The following is a 19,983-nucleotide window of genomic DNA, read 5'->3' as shown; positions in this document are numbered from 1 at the left end:
CGCTTCACAGTTACATAACTTTACCTTATAAATAATTGTAATTAATAAATATTTTTATTGATGTTAAATTAAATGCGGTATTAATTTCTCTTTTGTTGCTACAGATCTACAATTTGTTACCAGATAGCATGCTTTAGTATTTCTTTGAAAATAGATATTTAATTATGCAGGCGGGTTAATGATTATGGCGGATGTGACCACGGTTTCGGCGGCAGAAACAGCCGCGCCAGCCTCTTCCCGCTGGGCCTATGCGCTGCCGGGGCGGCGTGATTTACGTATCGACATGCTCAGAGGCATTGCGCTGGTAATGATGGTTGTCGCGCATACCGAAGTGATGTCGCTGTTTAATATCCTGACCTGGGAACGCTTCGGGCTGACTACCGGGGCCGAAGGTTTCGTCATCATGGCGGGCTTTATGTTGGGGATGCTTAACCGCCAGCGCCTGCAAAAAGAGGTGCTGCTGACTATCAGCTGGAACCTCTGGCGGCGCGCCGGGAAGATCTATCTGGTGAATATCGTGGTGATCCTGTCGATACTGCTGCTGTCGCATCTGCCGGTTATCAATACGTTCGAAGTTACCCACTTTGTCGATCGCTATTCTGGCGTGCAGTGGGCGCTGTTTCCCACTACGCCGCAAATCCGCGAAACCTGGTTCAATATCATTCTCTATTTGCAGATCGGGCCGCATCAGACGCAGATCCTCGGCCTGTACGTTTTCCTGCTGCTGGCCAGCCCGCTGTTTCTCGCCATGCTACAGGCGGGAAGAGTGGCTATCCTGCTGCTGCTGTCGCTGTGTGGCTACGTCAGCTATCAGCTCTGGCCGCTGCGGCTGACGGTGGCGGAGTTTGAATTCGCCTTTCCGCTGCTTGCCTGGCAGCTGATCTATATCCTCGGCATGTGCTGCGGCTGGTATAAGGATGAGCTGATGTCGCTGGCGCGTACCGGCCCCGGACGAGCGGTAATGGCGCTGATGGTTTGCTATGCACTGGCGATGATGTTTGTTGCGCAGAATCACACTAACCCCTTTATGCCGCCGGCGCTGCTGATGCATGTGATCCCAGCGGCGGACTTTAACTGGTTTTATCATCACCTGGCGGGGAAAAACGCGCTGGGGCCGTGTCGGGTGCTGAACGATTTCTGTCTGATTCTGAGCGTCTACCTGGTGCTGACTTTCTGCTGGCAGCCGCTGTATCGCGCCTTCGGCTGGTTCCTGATTCCGCTGGGCCAGCACTCACTCTACACCTTCATCCTTCACGTTTACTTTGTGCTGGTGGTCAGCCAGTTCGTTCATTTTGATTTATGGCATCAGGCATGGGTGCGTAACACCCTGGTGCATCTCTGCATCCTGGGCGCGCTGTGGTTTATGGCGAAAAAAGAGATCGGCGGACGTTTTATTCCTAACTGACAGAGGATGTATCCATGGGAAACGGCAGGTTGGCGGGCTGGCAAGGCGGAGTGCTGTTAGCGCTGGGCGCTGCGGCGTTTTCCGCCAGCGGCGAAACGGCGACCAAAAGCAGCGACATGGCTGCCGTAGACAACGGCGAACCGGTGCAGGCGGGGGTGTTTACCACCCGCTGGGGACGCCTGTTTTCCGGCAACAAAGATAAATTCTCCGGCGCGCTCAGCTTCAGCAGCGGCCTGAAAGATCAGTGGCTCTCTATTCCCAACGGTTCTGATTCGGCGCGGCAGAAGAAAAAAATCAATCAGCTGATGAACCTCAGCCTGCAATATTCGCCCTACAGCTACTGGTTCGCCAATATCACTCTGCGCGCACCGATTACCGACACCAGCAAATACACCACTGATTTCCGCTACAGCTTCGGCTACGACGACTGGCACGCCAATACCCTTAGCCTGGTTTACAGCAACTACGGCGATAACCACTTTTTCCCTTCCGGCAACAAGCGCCGCACCTACTTTGAGCAGGGCGCGTTTACCCTGGCCTGGAAGTTTTCGCTGCCAAAGAGCATTGAGCGCCATTTGCTGATTCAGCAGGGGGATTCGCTGGTCTGCCAGACCGGTTACAGCTGGATACCGCGCTACTATTCGCTGGCGGATAACGATCTGCGATCCAATAAAAACGTCTTCCTTGGCGGCTGTGGCTATACCTTTAAGCAACATTTTTTCGTGCGCGCCACCGCGTTCTGGTTCCCCGATAGCGCCCAGCAGCAGCCGTGGAACGGCGATTACAGCTACAGCTTCGGTTATGCGGGCTATACGCCAGGTTCCTTTTCCCTTCAGTACGCCAATTACAGCGGTACACGCTATCCAGGACGCAGCAGCAGTAACGCGAAATTCCGCGAAGGCACTATCAGCCTGATCTGGTTTTTGCCATTTTAAGGGACACGCTATGCCAACTGACCAGACCATCCTGATCGTCGATGATTCCACTACCTACCGCAAGCTGATTGCCGGACTGCTGAAGAAGTGGGGCTATAGCGTCTATGAGGCGGAGAACGGTGAAGATGCGCTGCGGGCGCTGCTGAGCTGGCCGATCAATTTGATGATCAGCGACTGGGAGATGCCGGTAATGGACGGCCTGACGCTCTGCCGCCGGGTGCGCGCCCAGTTCAGCGATCGCTATATCTATCTGATACTGCTTACCGCCCGCGAAAGTATCGACGATCTGCGTGCCGGATTTGAGGCAGGTGCCAATGATTTCCTGCGCAAGCCGGTTAATCAGATTGAGCTTCAGGCGCGCCTGCATGCCGGGCAGCGCATCCTCGATCTGGAACTGATGCTGGCAGCGCGCAATGCGCGTCTTAGCGAGGCGCTGAAGCAGATTGAAACCGATTTACAGGCTGCCGCCAGGCTACAGCAGTCGATCCTGCCTGCCCATAACCTGCGCAATGGGGACTATCGCGCCGACTGGCTGTTTGTACCCTCCGCCTATGTTTCCGGCGATATCTTCAATTTCTTCCCGCTCAACGAGCGATACGCTGGTTTTTACGGTGTTGATGTCGCCGGGCATGGCGTCGGTGCGGCGATGGTTTCGCTGGCGGTGGCGCGACAGTTTTTGCATGGCCGCACCGTGGAACCCTTTCTGTTTACCGCCGGACAGCCGACGCCGCCGCATGAGGTGGTGCGCATTCTGAATCAGCGCTTCTGCGCCGAAAATGATGAGGTGCTGAGCTATTTCACCATGGTGTATGGCGTGCTGGATACGCGCAGCGGAGAAGGGCGACTTTGCCAGGCGGGACATCCAACGCCGTTAATCGTGCGCGCCAGCGGTGAGGTTATTGCGGTGGGCGAAGGCGGCATGCCGGTTGGAATGATGGAAGGGCTGACCTGGGATGAACAAACCTTTCTGCTGGCGACGGGCGACCGGCTCTGCCTCTACAGCGACGGCATTACCGAGTGTGAAAATCCGCAGCATGAGCTGTTTGGTCAGCATCGGCTGGAAGCGCTGCTGATAAAAGAAGCGCAAACGCCGCTGCCGCAGCTGTTTCCACACATCAGCGCGGCGTTAATCCACTGGCGCGCCGAAGCGGAAGCGCTGGAAGCAACGGTTACCGATGATATTTCCCTGTTTATTATTGAACATCACCCCCTGTCAGAGGAAAAACGATGAAGCTGGAGATCGCTCAGAGTGACAACGTCACTGTTATTACCCCGGTAACGCGTCGGCTTGACGCCTCGGTAGCTAAGCCGTTTCGCGACGAAGTGATGGAGCAGATTAACGCAGGCCAGACGCGTTTGCTGCTCGATTTCTCCCGCGTCGATTTTATCGACAGTAGCTGTCTGGGCACGCTGATTTCACTGCTGAAGGCGATCAACGGCAAAGGTGAAATGGCGCTCTGCGCGCTGAATCCCAATATCCAGAACATGTTCAAACTGACGCGCATGGATCGGGTATTTACGCTTTGTACCACGCAAAACGAAGCGCTCTCGGCGCTGCATGGAAAGGGGTAAGGATGAGCGAACCTGATGAAAAAATCATTACCTTGCCCGCCACGCTTAACAGCCTGCCGCTGCTGGGCGAGCGGCTGCGGCAGTTTTTAGCGCCGCGCCAGCTGGCGGAGAGCTGGATATTTATGCTGGATCTGGCGCTGTGCGAGGCGGCGACCAATATCATCCGCCACGGCTATCGCGAGGATAAAACGAAAAGTTACGGTGTAACCTTTTCCGGTGACGATCGGCAGGTTACCGTGACGCTGTATGATACCGGGCAGCCGATACCGTCCGCGCTGTTGCAGGCAGCAATTAACGCCGCCGAGCCCGAGGTAGAAGATATCGATCGGCTGCTTGAGAGCGGGCGCGGTTTGCGATTGATTTATGACTGTGTTGATGAGGTTGGCTATCAGCAACAGGGCAACGCCAATCTGATGACGCTGCGAAAAAATTTGCCGACAACGGACAGGTAAGGCTGCGCCCGGACGGTATATCATATTCCACCCGCTTCTAAATTCTTCAGCCGCGTTTCATATACACTAACCTCAGAAAACAGCTGATAAATTTATACCTGACGCGAAAGGCGACCTGATGAAAAACGGCGATGACCTGAAGAAGTTACATGTAAGCACCCAGCTATCGATGCTCGGCAGAAATCCCAATGAGCAAAGCGGGTTTGTTAATTCTCCGGTTTATCGGGGATCGACCGTGGTTTACAACAACTGTGAAGACCTCAGGCAAAGGAAAGCACCGTTCGCCTATGGCACCTCAGGCACGCCCACTATCGCGAATCTGGAAAATGCCTGGACAACGTTGTGTCATGCGGCGGGAACGGTCATTTCATCCTCCGGGCTGGGGGCGCTGGCGCTGGCGTTGTTTGCCACCACTAAAAGCGGCGATCATATTCTGGTGACTGATTCGGTTTATCGTCCATTACGGCATTTTTGTAACACCCTGCTGAAAAAATATGGCGTTACCACCACCTATTACGATCCGCTGGCAGGCGCGCAGATTGAATCGCTGATAGAGGAAAATACCCGCGTCATTCTGCTGGAGTCGCCCGGCTCGCAGAGTTTTGAAGTGCAGGATATTGGCGCGATTGTGGCGGTGGCAAAGCGGCATCACATCAGCACTATTATGGATAATACCTGGGCGACGCCGATCTTCTTTCAGGCGCATGCGCTGGGTATCGATTTATCGGTAGAGGCGGCTACCAAATACCTCGGCGGGCATTCCGATCTGCTGATGGGGATGGTGTCGGCAAACGCATCCCACTGGCCCGCCTTGCGGGCAACCTATGATGCCATGGCGATGCTGCCGGGGGCGGAGGATTGTTTTCTCGCGCTGCGCGGCCTGCGTACCATGCATTTGCGGGTGAAAGAGGCGGAAGCCAGAGGTCTGGAAATGGCGCACTGGCTGAAGGCGCAGCCGGAAGTAAGCAGAGTGTTGCATCCGGCGTTTCCTGAATGTCCGGGACATGAAAACTGGAAAAAATACTTCACCGGATCGACCGGGCTGTTCTCCATCGTGCTTGATGCGCGTTTTCGTCAGGAAAACGTTGATAATATGCTGAATCATATGGATATCTTTAGCATGGGATTCTCATGGGGCGGGTTTGAAAGCCTGATTATTCCTTTTGACTGTACGGAATACCGCACCGCTACCGCCTGGCAGCCGGGAGGGATGACGCTGCGCCTGCAAATCGGGCTGGAAGATATCGACGATCTGAAAAACGATCTAAAAGCGGGCCTCCAGCGCCTGTATTAGCGTCAGTGGGAGGCCTGTTTATGCGGCGTCAGCGAAACAGCTTCTGCACAAATTTAATCCAGGCGGGACGCCATACCGCCATTTCATGTCCGCGCTGCGGGTAGAAATCATAATCGAAACGGATATTCTGCTGCTCCAGCTGGCGCTTCAGCCCAGCAATATCCGCACCGGTTACGTTATCCAGTTCGCCGGTTGCCAGCGTAAAGTTCCTGAGCTGCTGGTTGATCGCCTGCGGCTGCGCCAGCCGCGCGCTGACCGCCTGATTCGGTACGGTTTCGGTTGTCACGCCGCTAAAGCTGGCCAGCCAGCGGAACTGTTCAGGATGCGTCATGCCGCTGACCAGCGCCTGATAGCCGCCCTGCGACAGCCCGGCCAGCGCGCGTCCATCCCCATCCTGTCTGACGTGATAGCGTCGGTTAATCAGCGGAAGAATATCCTGCATCAGTTCACGATCGGCAGCCTCGGCGTTGCGCGGATAAAATTCCCGCCGTCGATCTGCCGCCGCAACATCTTCCGGGATCAGACCGGAGGTATCGGTTTCGGTATCCGGCATCACCACCAGCATGGGGACGATTTTTTTCTCCGCCAGCAGGTTATCCATAATTTGCGGTATGCGCCCCTGCACCACGGCAGACAGGCCGGTATCGCCAAAGCCGTGCCAGAAATAGACCACCGGCAGCGGTGCGTTCATTGTTTCCATGCCCGGCGGTGTCCAGACATAGAGCTGGCGCTCCCGGCCCAGCGCTTCAGAGTGATAGGTCAGGGTATGCAGCTCGCCGTGCGGCACATTTCGTTCATCCAGCAGCGATCCCGGCACCAGGATCAGGCTGGTATTCACCTGTCGCTGCGGTTTAGGCAGTGCACCGGAAGGATCGATAATGCGCATACCATCCACGCTGAAGAAATACTCATACAGGTCAGGAGCCAGCGGCGCGCTGCGCCATGACCAGATGCCACGCTCATCCTTTTGCAGCGGCTGAACCCGATAAGACTGCGGCGTTGCGCCGGTTACCACCGCAACTTCGCGAGCCTGCGGGGCGTAAAGCCGCCAGGTGATGCTGCGATCCGCGTTTACCCGCGTCTGCCACGCGCTGACCGGCAGCGTTGGCGGTGGAGAGGCGGGCAGGCTGTTCGCCGCCAGCGAGGAAAAGCTCAGGGTAAACAGCAGCGGAATCGTGCGCATGAATATCTCTTTTGATGTGAAGGCGATAGCCAATGCTAAAGATATAGTTTTTTTCTGCCCGTTTTGCCTGCCTGTCGCGATATCTGTTAACCAACCTCGTGAGATAAATCCCAGAAATCGTTTACAGCGATCCCCAAATTTTTTGAGCGTGCATAGTTAAAGGATAATTTTTTCAGGAGGGCCAGAAAATTGATAGCGTTATCTGATGAAGTTGAGCTGGATGAGGAGTTTTTAGCGTTGGTTGGCAAGGCGGTTGTTGCGCTGGCACAGGAGAAAAGACCGTTAAGTTATGATGCACTCTGTTCACGTCTCTCCAGGCTGGCGGACAGCGCCGATGATGATGAACTCATCATTAACTGCTGGCGGGCGCGACGTTTACTAAAAAATAGTGTGAGTTTAATCAAATAAAATGAACGGCCGCGTACCGCATTTACCATCAACTGCTTTGCCGGAAATCAGCTATAAAAAAGTATCATTTCCGCAAGGACGACATCATGGCGTTTGATCTTCATGCTTATCTGGCTCGCATCGGCTACAGCGGCTCGACGCGCCCATCACTGACTTCGCTACAGCAAATACACCACGCGCATGTCTGCGCCATTCCGTTCGAAAACCTCGACGTGCTGCTTGACCGTCCCATTCATCTGGAAACCGAAGCCATCCAGGAGAAGCTGGTGGTGGCCCGTCGTGGCGGTTACTGCTATGAACATAATTCGCTGTTACTGCTGGCGCTACAGGCGATGGGTTTTGACGCGCGCGGCCTGGCGGCGCGTGTGGTTATTGCTCAGCCGCCTTCAGTGCCGCCGCGTACCCATATGCTGTTGTTGGTACAGCTGGAAGAGGAATTCTGGATTGCCGATGCAGGTTTCGGCGGGGCGACGCTAAGCGGCCCGATTCGGCTGTTGCCCGATTGTATACAGCATACGCCGCACGGCGACTATCAACTGGAATCGCTGGGAGAAGAGTGGCTGTTGCGCCACCGACGCGGCGATCAATGGCTACCGCTCTATCGTTTCGATCTGGTGACGCAATATCCCTCGGATTATCTGATGGCAAACCATTTTGTTTATAGCTGGCCACACTCCCATTTCCGTCAACATCTGCTGGCAGCGCGCTATCTGTCGGATGGTGGACAGGTAGCGCTGGAAAACCGCCGCTTCAGCCGTTACGCCGCCGGAAAAGGTGAGCGTCATACGCTGGACGATCTCAGTGCGCTCTATCGGCTGCTGCATGAGGAATTCCAGCTGGGGCTAAAGCATTCGCTGTACGGCATCAGCGAAGAGGCGTTTATCGAGATGATGACGCGTCTGGCGCAGCGCGAAAAAAGCAGCACCCTGTAGCCTGGCTATACTTATCCTCCTGTACGCAAACCAGGAGGATGTATGCCCGATAACCGTAATCAGGATTTAATGCCCTATAACCTTTTCTACTGTGATGGCACTATTCTGGCGCAGAACATTGATGGTCATATCATTGAACTGGGCCAGGCCGAGGTGCACGATGGGCTGATCGGGTATCAGATTGACGGTAGCGATCTGCACGGTGAAAATTACGCTTCGCCGGAAGAGATGCTGCTGGCGCTGGGCGAGCAGCTCGATTTCCTGTTTCTTGACGGTCAGTTTACCAGCCTGCCGGATCACAGCGACCGCTGGCTGGAGCATATCGAAACCGCGCCGGTACAGCAGATTAGCCTGCATGAGCTGGGCAGCGGTACAGAAGAGGAGGATCCGGTGCCGGTAAGCGACGAAGATCCAGGCATACGCAACGACTGATACAAGGCCGAATTTTTACTTCAATAAAAAAGGCGCCCGCAGGCGCCGTATCTCGTATTGTGTCGCTTAGCCAACCGGCTGCGTACGAATCAGGTAATCAAACGCGCTGAGCGAGGCTTTTGCGCCTTCGCCGCTGGCGATGATAATCTGCTTGTACGGAACGGTGGTACAGTCACCGGCGGCAAACACGCCTTTAATATTAGTTTCGCACTTCGCATCGATAAGGATTTCGCCCATCTGATTACGTTCAACCGTGCCGTCCAGCCAGGTCGTATTCGGCAGCAGACCAATCTGAACAAAGATCCCCGCCACGTCCAGCTGATGTACCGTCTCGTTAACGCGATCTTTATATTCCAGGCTGGTCAGCTTGCTGCCGTCGCCTTTCACTTCCAGCGTCTGGGCGTTAAGGATGATATCCACGTTTTCCAGGCTGCGAACTTTCTGTTGCAGTACCGCGTCCGCTTTCATCGCTGGCGCGAACTCAAGCAGGGTAACGTGCTCAACGATACCGGCCAGATCGATCGCCGCTTCCACGCCGGAGTTGCCGCCGCCGATTACCGCCACGCGCTTGCCTTTATACAGCGGGCCGTCACAGTGCGGGCAGTAGGTAACGCCACGGGTACGATACTGATCTTCGCCCGGTACGTTCATGTTGCGCCAGCGCGCACCGGTAGCGATGATAATGCTGCGTGATTTCAGCAGCGCGCCAGAGGCGGTTTCAATCGCATGCAGGCCGCCTTCAACGCTGGCCGGAACCAGTTTGCTGGCGCTCTGGCTGTCGATTACGTCGATGGCGTATTCGCTAACGTGCGCTTTCAGCGCGCCTGCCAGCTTAGCGCCTTCGGTTTTCGGTACGGAGATATAGTTTTCAATATCGACCGTATCCAGCACCTGCCCGCCGAAACGCTCGCCGAGCAGTGCGGTGCGGATACCTTTACGTGCGGAGTAGATTGCCGCTGCCGCACCCGCCGGGCCGCTGCCGATAATCAGTACGTCATAGGCGTCGCGCTTGTTCAGCTCATCCGCCGCACGTTTGTCGGCGTTAACGTCTACTTTGCTGACGATTTCCGTCAGGCTCATGCGGCCCTGGCCGAACTCTTTGCCATTCAGGAATACCGCCGGAACGCCCATTACGTTGCGATCCTGAATCTCATTCTGGAACACGCCGCCATCGATCGCCGTGTGGCTGATGCGCGGGTTAAGAATTGCCATTAGGTTCAGCGCCTGCACTACGTCCGGGCAGTTGTGGCAGGAAAGCGAGTAATAGGTTTCAAAGTGCAGGTCATCATCCAGCTGGCGGATCTGATCCAGCAGCGCCTGCGTCTCTTTAGACGGATGCCCGCCGGTTTGCAGCAGCGCCAGCACCAGCGAGGTAAATTCGTGACCCAGCGGCGAACCGGCAAAACGCGGGCCGGTAGTGCTGCCTGGGTTAGTAATCAAAAAGGAGGGCTTACGCACCGGCAGAGAATTATCTATGCGGAACGTGACTTTCTCTGACAGTTCAGCGATTTCGCCCAGCAGTTCTTTAATTTCAGCGGATTTGGCGCCGTCGTCCAGCGTGGCGATTAACTCAACAGGCTTAGTTAATTTCTCAAGATAGGCCTTGAGTTGGTTTTTCATCGTGGTGTCGAGCATGAGGGTCTCCAGGAAAAAAATCGGGTGCCGCAGCACCCGATGAAATAAATAGCGAAAAGCCGGTGGCGCTTTTAGATTTTACCAACCAGGTCGAGAGAAGGAGCCAGCGTTGCTTCGCCTTCTTTCCATTTCGCCGGGCAAACTTCACCCGGGTGGCTCGCTACATACTGAGCCGCTTTCACTTTGCGCAGCAGGTCAGATGCGTCACGACCAATGCCTTCCGCAGTGATTTCTACAGCCTGAATGATGCCTTCCGGGTCAACGATGAAGGTACCACGGTCAGCCAGACCCTGATCTTCACGCATGATGTCGAAGTTACGGGTCAGCGCGCCAGTCGGGTCACCGATCATCGCGTATTTAATTTTAGCGATGGTGTCAGAGCTGCTGTGCCAGGCTTTGTGAGTAAAGTGGGTATCGGTAGAAACGGAGTAGATGTCTACGCCCATTTTCTGGAATTCTGCATAATGGTCAGCAACGTCGCCCAGCTCGGTCGGGCAAACGAAAGTGAAGTCGGCCGGATAGAAGAAGAAAACGCTCCATTTCCCTTCGACATCTTTCTCAGTCACTTCAATGAACTCACCGTTTTTGAAAGCGCTGTTTTTGAACGGTTTGATTTTGGTGTTAATGATAGACATCTGTTATTCCTCCATTTGGGTTAGCGTGAAAGTTACCGAAAAACGTGATGAAGATCTAATGCGTATCCATTATCGAATCAATAAGTAAAACCTAACAAGCTGTCAGCGATTGATATCGTAATGGTGTGTTTTCGGCCTTCTGCGGCGATCAATCCTTACTTCTTCTTGCGGCGACAGAGTAAACCTTAAACAGGCAATTCTGACCGCTCCCATCATACGCCGGGCACCACGGGACAATCCAGCCCGATTACACGTTAAGCTTGCCGCTTATCTATCGTGTTGTGACACATCACGCAAAGCTTAACCGCCACTCTTCCGTTTTTCAGGGTAACAGCACGTCTTTGAAGATAACTCATTATCAGAAAAAAGATATCAGCAGTTTCCTTTCAGGACAAAATAGCAATAGCGCTAATGTTACCGGTAAAGTTGCCGATAGTTGCGATGCTTATCACAATATTTGAGGGAGCTATGTCCTTTTTTAGCCGTATTAAAACATCCACCTTTCTGATTGGTTGCATTGCGCTGTTTGGTTTACTGCAAGTTATTTCAGGAGGTCTGTTTCTTCATTCACTCAGCAACGATAAAGACAACTTTTTTACCGCTTCGGCGGCCAACGATAAGGTAACGGCGTTGACTAACTCCTGGTACGCACTAAACGCCGTGCGTTCGGATGCCAACCGTATCGTTATCTGGATTCAGCAGGAGGGCACCGGCAGTACCAGGCTGCCCGGCATGATTGAACATGGACGTCAGCAGTTGCAGGAGGCGGAGCGCTGGTATCAGCGCTATCAGCAAGGTGACGCACTACAGGGACTCGATCCAGCGCTTACGGCACAGCTGAACGCCAGCTATAAAGCCTATGCCACGCTGCTGCAACAGTTGATGGATACGGCGGAAACCCACAGTCTTCAGGCGATGTTCGCCATCAACGCCGCGCCTAAACAGCAGGCGATGCTGGAGGATTACGAACGCTGGCGCAGCGCGGTAAACCAGCTAACCAGCCAGGCTTCGGAACAGAGCCGCGAGGCTTTTGGCCAGATGAAAGCGCTGCTGGGTGGCATTATGGTACTGGTGTTGATCTGTATCGCGCTCTGCTGGCGCGTGCTGCAACAGGTGCTACTGCGGCCGCTGGTGGCGGCGCTAAACCATATCGACGCTATCGAGCATGGCGATCTGACGCATCCGCTGAAACGGGACTCGCAGGCGCGTAATGAAATGAGCCGCCTGCATAACGGCCTGGCGCGTATGCAGCTGGCGCTGGCAAAAACCGTCAGCCATGTTCGCAGCGGCTCCGATACCATTCTCACCGGCGTCGACGAAATAGCCACCGGTAATGCCGATCTTTCATCGCGTACTGAAGAACAGGCGGCGTCGCTGGAGCAAACGGCGGCCAGCATGGAACAGATTACCGCCACGGTAAAACAGAATGCGGATAATGCTTTGCAGGCGTCAAAGCTGGCGATTAGCGCTGCGGCTACCGCCGAAAAAGGCGGTGGTATCGTTGATGGCGTGATCAAAACCATTTTCGGTATGGAAGAGAGCGCGAAGAAAATTGCTGAGATTACCAGCGTGATCGAAAGCATCGCCTTTCAGACCAATATCCTGGCGCTGAACGCGGCGGTAGAGGCGGCACGCGCCGGGGAAAACGGGCGCGGTTTTGCTGTTGTGGCGGGTGAAGTACGCAATCTGGCAAGCCGCAGCGCGGTGGCAGCGAAAGATATTAAGAGCCTGATTGAGGAATCCTCCACGCGCGTAGAGCAAGGAACAAAACTGGCGGCGGCGGCAGAAGCGTCAATGGAAGCAATTGTGACTGGCGTTAAGCAGGTACGCGATATTATGGATGAAATTTCCTCCGCTTCAGAGGAACAGAGTCGCGGCATTGAACAGGTTGGCGTGGCGGTTTCCGAGCTGGATCGGGTGACGCAGCAAAACGCCTCGCTGGTGGAGGAGTCTTCGGCGGCAGGTAGCCTGTTACGGGAGCAGGCCCAACATCTGCATCAGCTGGTTGCAACTTTCCGTCTTGATGCGCAGGCCGCTCAGTTTAAGGCGATTGCTACTCCGGCTCCGCGTACTGTTGCGCAACGTCCGGCGGCGACGATCGCAACGGCAGAGTGGGAGGCATTTTGAGGCTGAACCAGCGCTAAAAATAAAGCTAAACATATAAAACATCTCGACGTACAGGGCGTTATAAAAGAGCTTTAGCACTCTGTGATTAGCTGACGGTTTTATCGCCGTCAGCTATTTAATGTGATTAAACAGGGGGCAAGTGAGCAGGTTGATATAACATCAGATTTATAAGAAAAAGCTTCTTTTTTTGCGCTTTTTTACAAAAAACGAAAAAGTAACGCTATTCGTCCGAGGCCGAAAAAGGAATAATAATTAAGGCAGGGAAAGCTTTTCAGCCTGCGATTAATTAAAAAGCAGACTTTATAAGTCATTACGTTCTCAAATAAAGGAGCTGAGATGAAAATATTAAGTTATTCAGCGTGTTGTAAGGTGGGTGGTGCCGGTGCCATCCAGGATATGATCGTATGTTATTATGAAAATAAGTATGGTTCGCTGTTTCCGGGCAATGCTAAGGCGCTCGAATTAGGAAAAAGCATCGGGGCGAATATTGGGAAAACCACGGAGTCACAACTTAACCAGCTAACTTCAGAAAAGCTGAAGGTTACTTTTATTAAGGCGCTTGAAAAGAAATATGCTATTTAAATGCTGAAAAATAATTATGGCAATTAAAAGGATCGGTTTATATTTAATTTATCAATAAAAACAGCGTCAACGAACTAAAAATAGCCGCTGTGAAATTACCTTCACAGCGGTTTTTGCCGCAATATTCTTATTCAATCATTTTTTTAATTATTTGTTCATAATCCATGGTGGCAATAAGAGAGCTTATATTCCGCCTTTGTTACGAAGAAATACCGGTTTTACCGCGATAGCGTCCTTACTGGTGCTCATATGTGCCGTTTGCCTGAGATAATCCCGGAAGTGTGGCGTTTGTCGGTGCAGTTGATAATCCTCCTCACTGGCATAAACCTCATAGAAATACCAGCGGTTCGGAGTCTGTGAGTCTGTAGCGGCATACATGGCTAACACGCCTTTCTCTACTTTGAGCGACTCCGCCATTTCAGGAAGGACAATGTTTTTAAATTTGGTCTGAAATTCAGGCTTTACCTCGACGATCACCAGATTATTGATGGTTCGCTCATTTGGTATGATGCGTTTGTCCCCCAGAAACTGTGGCTCAAGAGTAATTTTCTTTTTCCGATCGATAATGTCAGATGCACGATCAGCGAATGCTCTGTATGGTGCGGCATTCAGATGTTTGCAGTAAGCACTCTTGTTTTCATAGAGTTCGACCATGAATGCCTGAGCTGCATTGTCGCTGCGTTGCAGGGCATACATCGCCAGCGTACCTTCTTCATGATCAATCGAAGCAGAAATCGTCTGTCTGGCCACGTCTGCAAAATCTTTGTCCCGAGCGGGCTGGACACCAATCTCGAAGATATTCATCACTCGCTTATCCTGCGTGTCCGGTTTTGTTGCAAAGACAGGGCTGCTTATTAGCATGCAAATTAAAAGCATAAGGGTCTTTTTCACGTTGATCCTTTTACTGAAATTACTGTTTAAGACGTTCGATAAGTTTGTATGGGTAGGAAGGTAGCCAATCGCTGCTGGCGCTCTCAAAGACCAGGGGAGGAAGCCACGTCATACCTGCGTGCAGGGCACTGGCTTTCATCGGTAAAAACACATCCGCAAGCGATACCCCGATCCTGCCGTCTGGCCCGTAAGTGGAGCTTCCACCCGCAGCCGTACTGACAACAAAAAACAATGCTGCTGCTCTGCGCTGACGTAACCCCATCCTTCCTCCTGTCTACATTTCATGAAAGTGAATAAGGGCTACCGCGACCAGACCTGCTTAACGTCTTTCGTTTGCGGCGTGTTTTGCGCCATGATCCCCGTCAGAACATGCGGCTGGTAGGTTTCTTCCAGAAACTGGATTTCCTCCGGGCTCAGTTGAAGATTTACTGCGTTTACCGCGCCATCGACGTGGTCTTTTTTTGTGGCCCCTACGACAGGTGACGTGACTTTTGTCAGCAGCCAGGCGAGAGATATTTCTGTCATGGACACCTGATGCCGCTCGGCAAGTTCGGCTACACGCTCAATAATGATCCGATCCTGTTCAGCCGTGCTGTCATATTTTCCACGCGCATAGTCATCCTCTGTGGCTCGCCGCGTGTGGCCTTCTTTACGGGAGAGACGACCGCTGGCCAGCGCGCTATAGGGGGTCATTGCAATATGATCTTCAGCGCACAGACCGAAGAGCTCTCGTTCATCTTCACGCATGATCAGGTTGTAGTGGCTTTGCACGGAGACAAAGGGCGTCAGTCCTTCGCGTTCGGCAAGGGCGTTCGCCTTCGCCAGCTGCCAGGCATAGCAATTTGAAATACCAATAGCGCGCACTTTGCCCGCAGTAACGGCGGTATGCAGCGCTTCAAGCACGTCAATAACAGGCGTGTTGTAATCCCAGATGTGGTAGATGTAGAGGTCGATGTAGTCCATCCCCAGATTCTGCAGGCTCTGGTCGAGCGATCGGGCTATGGCCTCTTTTCCGCTGATACCCCCGGCAATTTGCGCGGCGGTTCGTGGCAGAAACTTGGTGGCCAGCACCACATCCTCGCGTTTTGCCATCTCCCGCAGCGCCCGGCCAACGTATCGCTCGCTGGAGCCGTTCTGATAGGCGATAGCGGTATCGTAAAAATTGATGCCGTTTTCGAGGCCGTAGCGAATGATGTCCCGGCTTGCTGTTTCGCCCAGCGTCCAGCGATGCTGGCCCGTCAACGGATCGCCAAACCCCATACATCCCATGCAGATGCGAGAGACCAGTAAGTCACTTTTACCTAGCCGGGTATACTGCATCGTTATTCTCCCTCTGGATTATTTACGAACGGTATTGAGCAGATCGACAAGCCTTGAAGCGTGCGCCCTGGCAAGCGTTTTTTGCTGTGCGATTTTGTCGGCATCCCGGTCGGCATAGCTGATACCACAGGTATAAACCGGCGACAGCAGCTCAAGATTGCACAGTCTTGCCGTGGTCTCGAACGGAATAAGATACTCTTCAATGGCATGGCCAAAGAAACCGTCAGCGGTATAGAGCTCCTGTGGCGCCCCTGTAGTGAAGGAGAGGATCAGCTTTTTACCGCCCAGTTTTGCCGTTGAGCCATGCGCGAAGCCGTGGACAAAGACCTCGTCCAGCCATTGTTTCATTAACCCGGGCAGCCCATACCAGGAAAAAGGGAACTGCCAGACAATCACATCGGCCCTGAGCAGGCTTTCCTGCTCCGCAGCGATATTGAATTTGCCGTCCGGGTAGAGCCAGTCCAGACGACGAATTTCAGCATCGGGAAGGGCGGTCGCCACTTCATCAAGGATAGTAGCGTTGGCGATGGAATGGGTAAGCTCAGGATGACCTGAAACAACAAGGATATTTTTCATTTCAATTAATCGGATGGCTGGAAACGACACACAGCACGGGTTTGTCTGCAGGTTTCATATCGGGCCTCACTCTTTATTTTTAAATTCAGCGGCAAAGAGATTTTCCCAGTTAATAAAGGATCCAAGCGGAATGCACTCAAAGCTTAATAAACCTGCTTTTGCCAGCGGAAATTCGGCCATTACGCTCATCGCTTCATCGACAGAGTCACATTCAAGAAAAATAGCAACGCCAGGTCTGTCCTGACGAAAGTAGATGTCGCGGATGAAGCCTGATTTATACAATCCCCAGGCGTGCAGTGCTTCAGCGTTAAGGTGTGGAGCATATTTTTCCAGCGATGCTCCAGGTGCGGGGATATCCAGACATAAAATTCGCATCATAGTCTCCTGAACTCAGCACGTTGTAGAAAGAGATAAAAGTATAAGAGGCGCATTTCAGGAAGATTAGAGGAGCATTGACTTAAGCATATTTAGGCTGTACTTAATAATCAGGCGGTGATTGTTTTAGGAACACATTATGAATAACGCCCTTTATAACCAGATACGCATCTTTCAGAGCATTGCACGTGAGGGCAATATTTCGGCAGCCGCAAGAAAACTGGAAATTACGCCTCCCTCCGTAAGCAATGCGCTTAAGCTGCTGGAAGAGCATATCGGCCATCCGCTTTTTGTGCGTACGACCCGCCGTATAGAGCTGACGGAAACCGGTCAACTGTTGCTGGAACAGACCGCTGCGGCGGTGGAGTCGCTGGAAAATTCGCTTGAAAGCATTCGCGACCAGAATCAGGAGCCCTCTGGTATCGTGCGAATCACGCTCTCGCGTTTTGCCTATTTGTTAATACTTAAGCCTGCAATGACGAAATTCTGTCAGCAATATCCGGGTATACAGCTGGAAATATCGGTTTACGACGGTACCGTGAATATTATCGAAGAGCGTTTTGATCTTGGGATCCGTTTCGGCGATATCCTCGAAGGTGGGGTGGTAGCTCGACCGTTAATGAAACCCTTTCGTGAAGGGTTATATGCATCCTCAGCTTATATCAGCGAGCATGGAATGCCTCAGGTACCGTCAGACCTCAGTCAACACAAGCTGATTGGCTACCGTTTTATCACTAACAACCGCATCCTTCCGTTGATCCTGAACGATCGCGGAGAGCAGTTGACGGTTGAAATGCCCGGGCAGTTAATCAGTAACGATATTGACGTTATGGCCGACGGGATCCGTAACGGGCTGGGAATTGGACGTTTGTTTGAACCCATCTGGCAGTTACAGCCCGACAGGGAGCACTTTATACCCGTGATGGAGAACTACTGGAAAACCTACCCGCCAGTGTATCTCTATTACCCCAAAAACGCGGGTAAAACAAAAAGAGTGAAGGCCCTGATTGATTTTCTGATATCCGCTACGGGGCGATAGAGACAATAACTCATCGTTCAGTATGGAGGCGCTATTTCACAACCCCAGCGGCCTGGCCTCCTGTAGGAACTCTATCAGAAGGCGAAGCCCGGTCGGCAATTGCCGACGGCTTGAATAATAGATATGAAAACCTGCCTCCAGCGGGGACCATTCCGTAAGCACCAGGCGGAGCCGTCCATCCTTCACATAGGGAGCAACAAGAGGCTCCGGAAAATACATCAGGCCAGCCCCGCCCAATACGGCCACAAGGCCCGTTTCAGCCTGATTGACTGTCACTGAGCCAGGCACAGTGATTTGGTACGTTTCGCCGTCTCGCTCAAGTTCCCAACGATAAATTCGATCGTCGCCGAGACGATTGCTTATACAGCGATGGTGTAATAAATCATCCGGATGTTCAGGTGTTCCATAGCGTTCCAGGTAGTCGGGGGATGCTGCGATAACCCAGCGAATGTCGGCAGATAAACGCCGGGCAACCATATCTTCCGGGACGGTGCCACCATAGCGGATACCGGCATCGAAGCCTGCATCAGTGACGTCAATCATACGGTTACTGGCCACAATATCGATTTCAATATCGGGATAGCGATCCATAAAAGCGGGCATGACCGGCGCAAGCAAAAGATTTGCCGCTTCAACGGCAGCATTGATGCGGATACGTCCGGTAGGCGTATCACGATATCGGTTAAGCGATTCAAGCGCGCCTTCTATGGTGTCGAAAGGCTGGAGGACAGACTGAACCAGTTCTTCACCTGCTGCCGTAGGTGTAACGCTCTTGGTCGTGCGATTAAGCAGGCGAACCCCGAGCCGGGTTTCCAGTCCCTTCAGGGCATGACTAAGCGCTGATGCACTGACACCTAATTCAATCGCCGCACGGCTGAAACTGCGATGACGTGCAATAGCCATGAAATAAATGAGATCGGCAACATCAGCTCTGCTTATTTGCATACAGAATAGTTTTCCTTTTGCGGCGTTAAGGCCCGAATGAGTTGATAAGGAAATGATATACACCTTAGACCGATTAGGGCTAATCCATTGCTGAATTTTTTTCACAAGTCCATCCACTCATGTCCTCTCACTGAACACGTTGTGCTTCGTTATTCTTGAAAATTATGCGCTCTGGCCGCTGGCCCTGGTCAGGGCGGAACATTCACACAACGGAGCCGTTTATGAACTATACGCATCTTGGCCGCACCGGCCTGAAAGTCAGCCGCCTTTGTCTCGGAACCATGAATTTTGGTGACGTCACCGACGAGAAGACCAGTGCCCGCATTTTGGATGAGGCGCTTGAGGCGGGTATAAATTTCATTGATACAGCAGACGTGTATGGCACCGAACAATCACCCGATATCCAGCAAGGTTCGGGGCTGTCCGAGGAAATTATTGGTCGCTGGCTTCAGCAGGGTGGCCGCCGTGAACGTATCGTCCTTGCGACGAAAGTCTATCAGCCTATGGGACCAGGTCCGAACGATCGCTGTCTTTCTGCTTATCATATTCGCAAGGCCTGCGAGGACAGTTTGCGACGGCTTAAGACCGACCATATTGATGTCTATCAGATGCATCACATCGATCGTCATACGCCATGGGAAGAGATCTGGCAGGCAATGGAGCTCCTTGTTCAGCAGGGAAAAGTTCTTTATATCGGTAGCAGCAATTTCGCGGGCTGGGATATTGCGACTGCGCAGTCAGTTGCTACGACTCGTCATTTCCCTGGCCTTGCCGCCGAGCAAAGTCTCTACAATCTGACAGCCCGAACTATTGAACTGGAGGTCATTCCCGCATGCCGTCATTTTGGCCTGGGGCTGATTCCCTGGAGCCCACTTGCCGGAGGGTTGCTTGGTGGCGTACTGAAAAAGATGGCAAGTGGGCGTCGTGCAAGGCCCGCTTTTTCCCGTCTAATCGAACAGTACCGTCCGCAGCTGGAAGCCTACGAAAGATTATGTGAGGACCTCGGCGAAACCCCTTCTAATGTGGCTCTTGCGTGGCTCCTACAGAATCCTGTCGTTACTGCTCCACTTATCGGGCCTCGTACGGTCGAACAACTCCAGGAGGCGCTTCACGCAACGACAATCACGCTATCAGACGACACCATGAGCTGTCTCGACGAAATCTGGCCCGGACCCGGGGGAGAAGCGCCCCAGGCTTATGCATGGTAATTACCAAATTAATGAATCCTTTCTTCGTTATATGGAG

Annotated in this window: 21 protein-coding genes and 1 pseudogene; 13 read left to right on the top strand and 9 right to left on the bottom strand. The window is 52.9% G+C overall.

The genetic code is table 11. From position 1 onward, the window contains the following. Window positions 1-184: 184 nt before the first annotated feature. The 6 genes from opgC (at window position 185) to metC (ending at window position 5,658) form a co-directional block, all read left to right on the top strand. Entirely contained in the window at window positions 185-1,405 is a 1,221-nt protein-coding gene (gene opgC / locus C7M51_RS06555; RefSeq protein ID WP_160623588.1) for an OpgC domain-containing protein, read from the top strand. Window positions 1,406-1,419: 14 nt separating this feature from the next. After that, the gene (locus C7M51_RS06550) at window positions 1,420-2,340 is read left to right on the top strand and encodes a hypothetical protein (protein ID WP_160621046.1); all 921 of its coding nucleotides are present in this window, start codon (window positions 1,420-1,422) and stop codon (window positions 2,338-2,340) included. A 10-nt stretch (window positions 2,341-2,350) separates the two neighbouring features. Continuing rightward, on the top strand, window positions 2,351-3,571 hold the full coding sequence (locus tag C7M51_RS06545) for a PP2C family protein-serine/threonine phosphatase (RefSeq protein ID WP_160621045.1): 1,221 nt from the start codon (window positions 2,351-2,353) through the stop codon (window positions 3,569-3,571). Continuing rightward, window positions 3,568-3,912, top strand: a complete 345-nt coding sequence (locus C7M51_RS06540) for an STAS domain-containing protein (RefSeq protein WP_160621044.1) — start codon at window positions 3,568-3,570, stop codon at window positions 3,910-3,912. The genes C7M51_RS06545 and C7M51_RS06540 overlap by 4 nt, the downstream gene beginning before the upstream one ends. A gap of 2 nt (window positions 3,913-3,914) precedes the next feature. Next, complete coding sequence (locus C7M51_RS06535; protein WP_160621043.1) at window positions 3,915-4,364, top strand: ATP-binding protein; 450 nt, start codon at window positions 3,915-3,917, stop codon at window positions 4,362-4,364. Window positions 4,365-4,482: 118 nt separating this feature from the next. Beyond that, window positions 4,483-5,658: a cystathionine beta-lyase gene (gene metC, locus C7M51_RS06530; protein ID WP_160621042.1), complete on the top strand. Its 1,176-nt coding sequence runs from the start codon at window positions 4,483-4,485 to the stop codon at window positions 5,656-5,658. 28 nt (window positions 5,659-5,686) lie between these two features. Here the strand turns inward: metC and C7M51_RS06525 are convergent, their stop codons facing one another. Next, the gene (locus tag C7M51_RS06525) at window positions 5,687-6,841 is read right to left on the bottom strand and encodes an alpha/beta hydrolase-fold protein (RefSeq protein WP_160621041.1); all 1,155 of its coding nucleotides are present in this window, start codon (window positions 6,839-6,841) and stop codon (window positions 5,687-5,689) included. Between the two features lie 189 nt (window positions 6,842-7,030). Between C7M51_RS06525 and C7M51_RS06520 the strand changes: the two genes are divergently transcribed. From C7M51_RS06520 to C7M51_RS06510, 3 genes are all read left to right on the top strand, one after another. Then, window positions 7,031-7,249 carry a hypothetical protein gene (locus tag C7M51_RS06520; RefSeq protein ID WP_160621040.1) on the top strand — a complete coding sequence of 73 codons (219 nt, stop codon included), beginning with the start codon at window positions 7,031-7,033 and terminating at the stop codon, window positions 7,247-7,249. Between the two features lie 86 nt (window positions 7,250-7,335). After that, complete coding sequence (locus tag C7M51_RS06515) at window positions 7,336-8,181, top strand: arylamine N-acetyltransferase family protein (protein ID WP_160621039.1); 846 nt, start codon at window positions 7,336-7,338, stop codon at window positions 8,179-8,181. 42 nt (window positions 8,182-8,223) lie between these two features. Further along, window positions 8,224-8,613, top strand: coding sequence for a hypothetical protein (locus tag C7M51_RS06510; RefSeq protein WP_160621038.1), 390 nt, complete (start codon window positions 8,224-8,226; stop codon window positions 8,611-8,613). 66 nt (window positions 8,614-8,679) lie between these two features. Here the strand turns inward: C7M51_RS06510 and ahpF are convergent, their stop codons facing one another. Then, the gene (ahpF, locus tag C7M51_RS06505; RefSeq protein WP_160621037.1) at window positions 8,680-10,248 is read right to left on the bottom strand and encodes an alkyl hydroperoxide reductase subunit F; all 1,569 of its coding nucleotides are present in this window, start codon (window positions 10,246-10,248) and stop codon (window positions 8,680-8,682) included. A 71-nt stretch (window positions 10,249-10,319) separates the two neighbouring features. Next, on the bottom strand, window positions 10,320-10,883 hold the full coding sequence (gene ahpC, locus C7M51_RS06500) for an alkyl hydroperoxide reductase subunit C (protein WP_160621036.1): 564 nt from the start codon (window positions 10,881-10,883) through the stop codon (window positions 10,320-10,322). Window positions 10,884-11,351: 468 nt separating this feature from the next. Here ahpC and C7M51_RS06495 point away from each other — a divergent pair, with 468 nt between their 5' ends. Together C7M51_RS06495 and C7M51_RS06490 are read left to right on the top strand one after the other, a co-directional pair. Then, complete coding sequence (locus C7M51_RS06495) at window positions 11,352-13,010, top strand: methyl-accepting chemotaxis protein (RefSeq protein WP_160621035.1); 1,659 nt, start codon at window positions 11,352-11,354, stop codon at window positions 13,008-13,010. A 336-nt stretch (window positions 13,011-13,346) separates the two neighbouring features. Then, the gene (locus C7M51_RS06490) at window positions 13,347-13,592 is read left to right on the top strand and encodes a hypothetical protein (protein WP_160621034.1); all 246 of its coding nucleotides are present in this window, start codon (window positions 13,347-13,349) and stop codon (window positions 13,590-13,592) included. Window positions 13,593-13,775: 183 nt separating this feature from the next. Here the strand turns inward: C7M51_RS06490 and C7M51_RS06485 are convergent, their stop codons facing one another. The 5 genes and pseudogenes from C7M51_RS06485 to C7M51_RS06465 form a co-directional block, all read right to left on the bottom strand. After that, on the bottom strand, window positions 13,776-14,453 hold the full coding sequence (locus C7M51_RS06485) for a putative quinol monooxygenase (RefSeq protein ID WP_167522381.1): 678 nt from the start codon (window positions 14,451-14,453) through the stop codon (window positions 13,776-13,778). A gap of 49 nt (window positions 14,454-14,502) precedes the next feature. Further along, window positions 14,503-14,706, bottom strand: a pseudogene (locus C7M51_RS06480) (NAD(P)H-dependent oxidoreductase); the annotation flags it as partial. Between the two features lie 77 nt (window positions 14,707-14,783). Beyond that, complete coding sequence (locus tag C7M51_RS06475; RefSeq protein WP_160621033.1) at window positions 14,784-15,803, bottom strand: aldo/keto reductase; 1,020 nt, start codon at window positions 15,801-15,803, stop codon at window positions 14,784-14,786. An 18-nt stretch (window positions 15,804-15,821) separates the two neighbouring features. Further along, window positions 15,822-16,379, bottom strand: coding sequence for an NAD(P)H-dependent oxidoreductase (locus C7M51_RS06470; RefSeq protein WP_160621032.1), 558 nt, complete (start codon window positions 16,377-16,379; stop codon window positions 15,822-15,824). Window positions 16,380-16,445: 66 nt separating this feature from the next. Next, complete coding sequence (locus C7M51_RS06465) at window positions 16,446-16,754, bottom strand: superoxide dismutase (RefSeq protein ID WP_160623586.1); 309 nt, start codon at window positions 16,752-16,754, stop codon at window positions 16,446-16,448. A 139-nt stretch (window positions 16,755-16,893) separates the two neighbouring features. Between C7M51_RS06465 and C7M51_RS06460 the strand changes: the two genes are divergently transcribed. After that, window positions 16,894-17,793 (top strand): LysR family transcriptional regulator, encoded by a 900-nt coding sequence (locus C7M51_RS06460; RefSeq protein WP_160621031.1) that lies wholly within the window; start codon window positions 16,894-16,896, stop codon window positions 17,791-17,793. Window positions 17,794-17,829: 36 nt separating this feature from the next. Here C7M51_RS06460 and C7M51_RS06455 read toward each other — a convergent pair whose 3' ends face one another. Next, window positions 17,830-18,738, bottom strand: coding sequence for a LysR family transcriptional regulator (locus tag C7M51_RS06455; RefSeq protein ID WP_160623585.1), 909 nt, complete (start codon window positions 18,736-18,738; stop codon window positions 17,830-17,832). Between the two features lie 221 nt (window positions 18,739-18,959). On the opposite strand from C7M51_RS06455, the gene C7M51_RS06450 reads away from it, so the two are divergent. Then, a complete protein-coding gene (locus tag C7M51_RS06450) occupies window positions 18,960-19,946 on the top strand; it encodes an aldo/keto reductase (protein WP_160621030.1) in 987 nt (328 codons plus the stop codon). The last annotated feature ends 37 nt before the right edge of the window (window positions 19,947-19,983 follow it).

The organism is Mixta intestinalis (assembly GCF_009914055.1).
GTDB lineage: Bacteria > Pseudomonadota > Gammaproteobacteria > Enterobacterales > Enterobacteriaceae > Mixta > Mixta intestinalis.
Note: the sequence above shows the minus strand (reverse complement) of the source record. Positions and strands in the feature narration are given on the sequence as shown.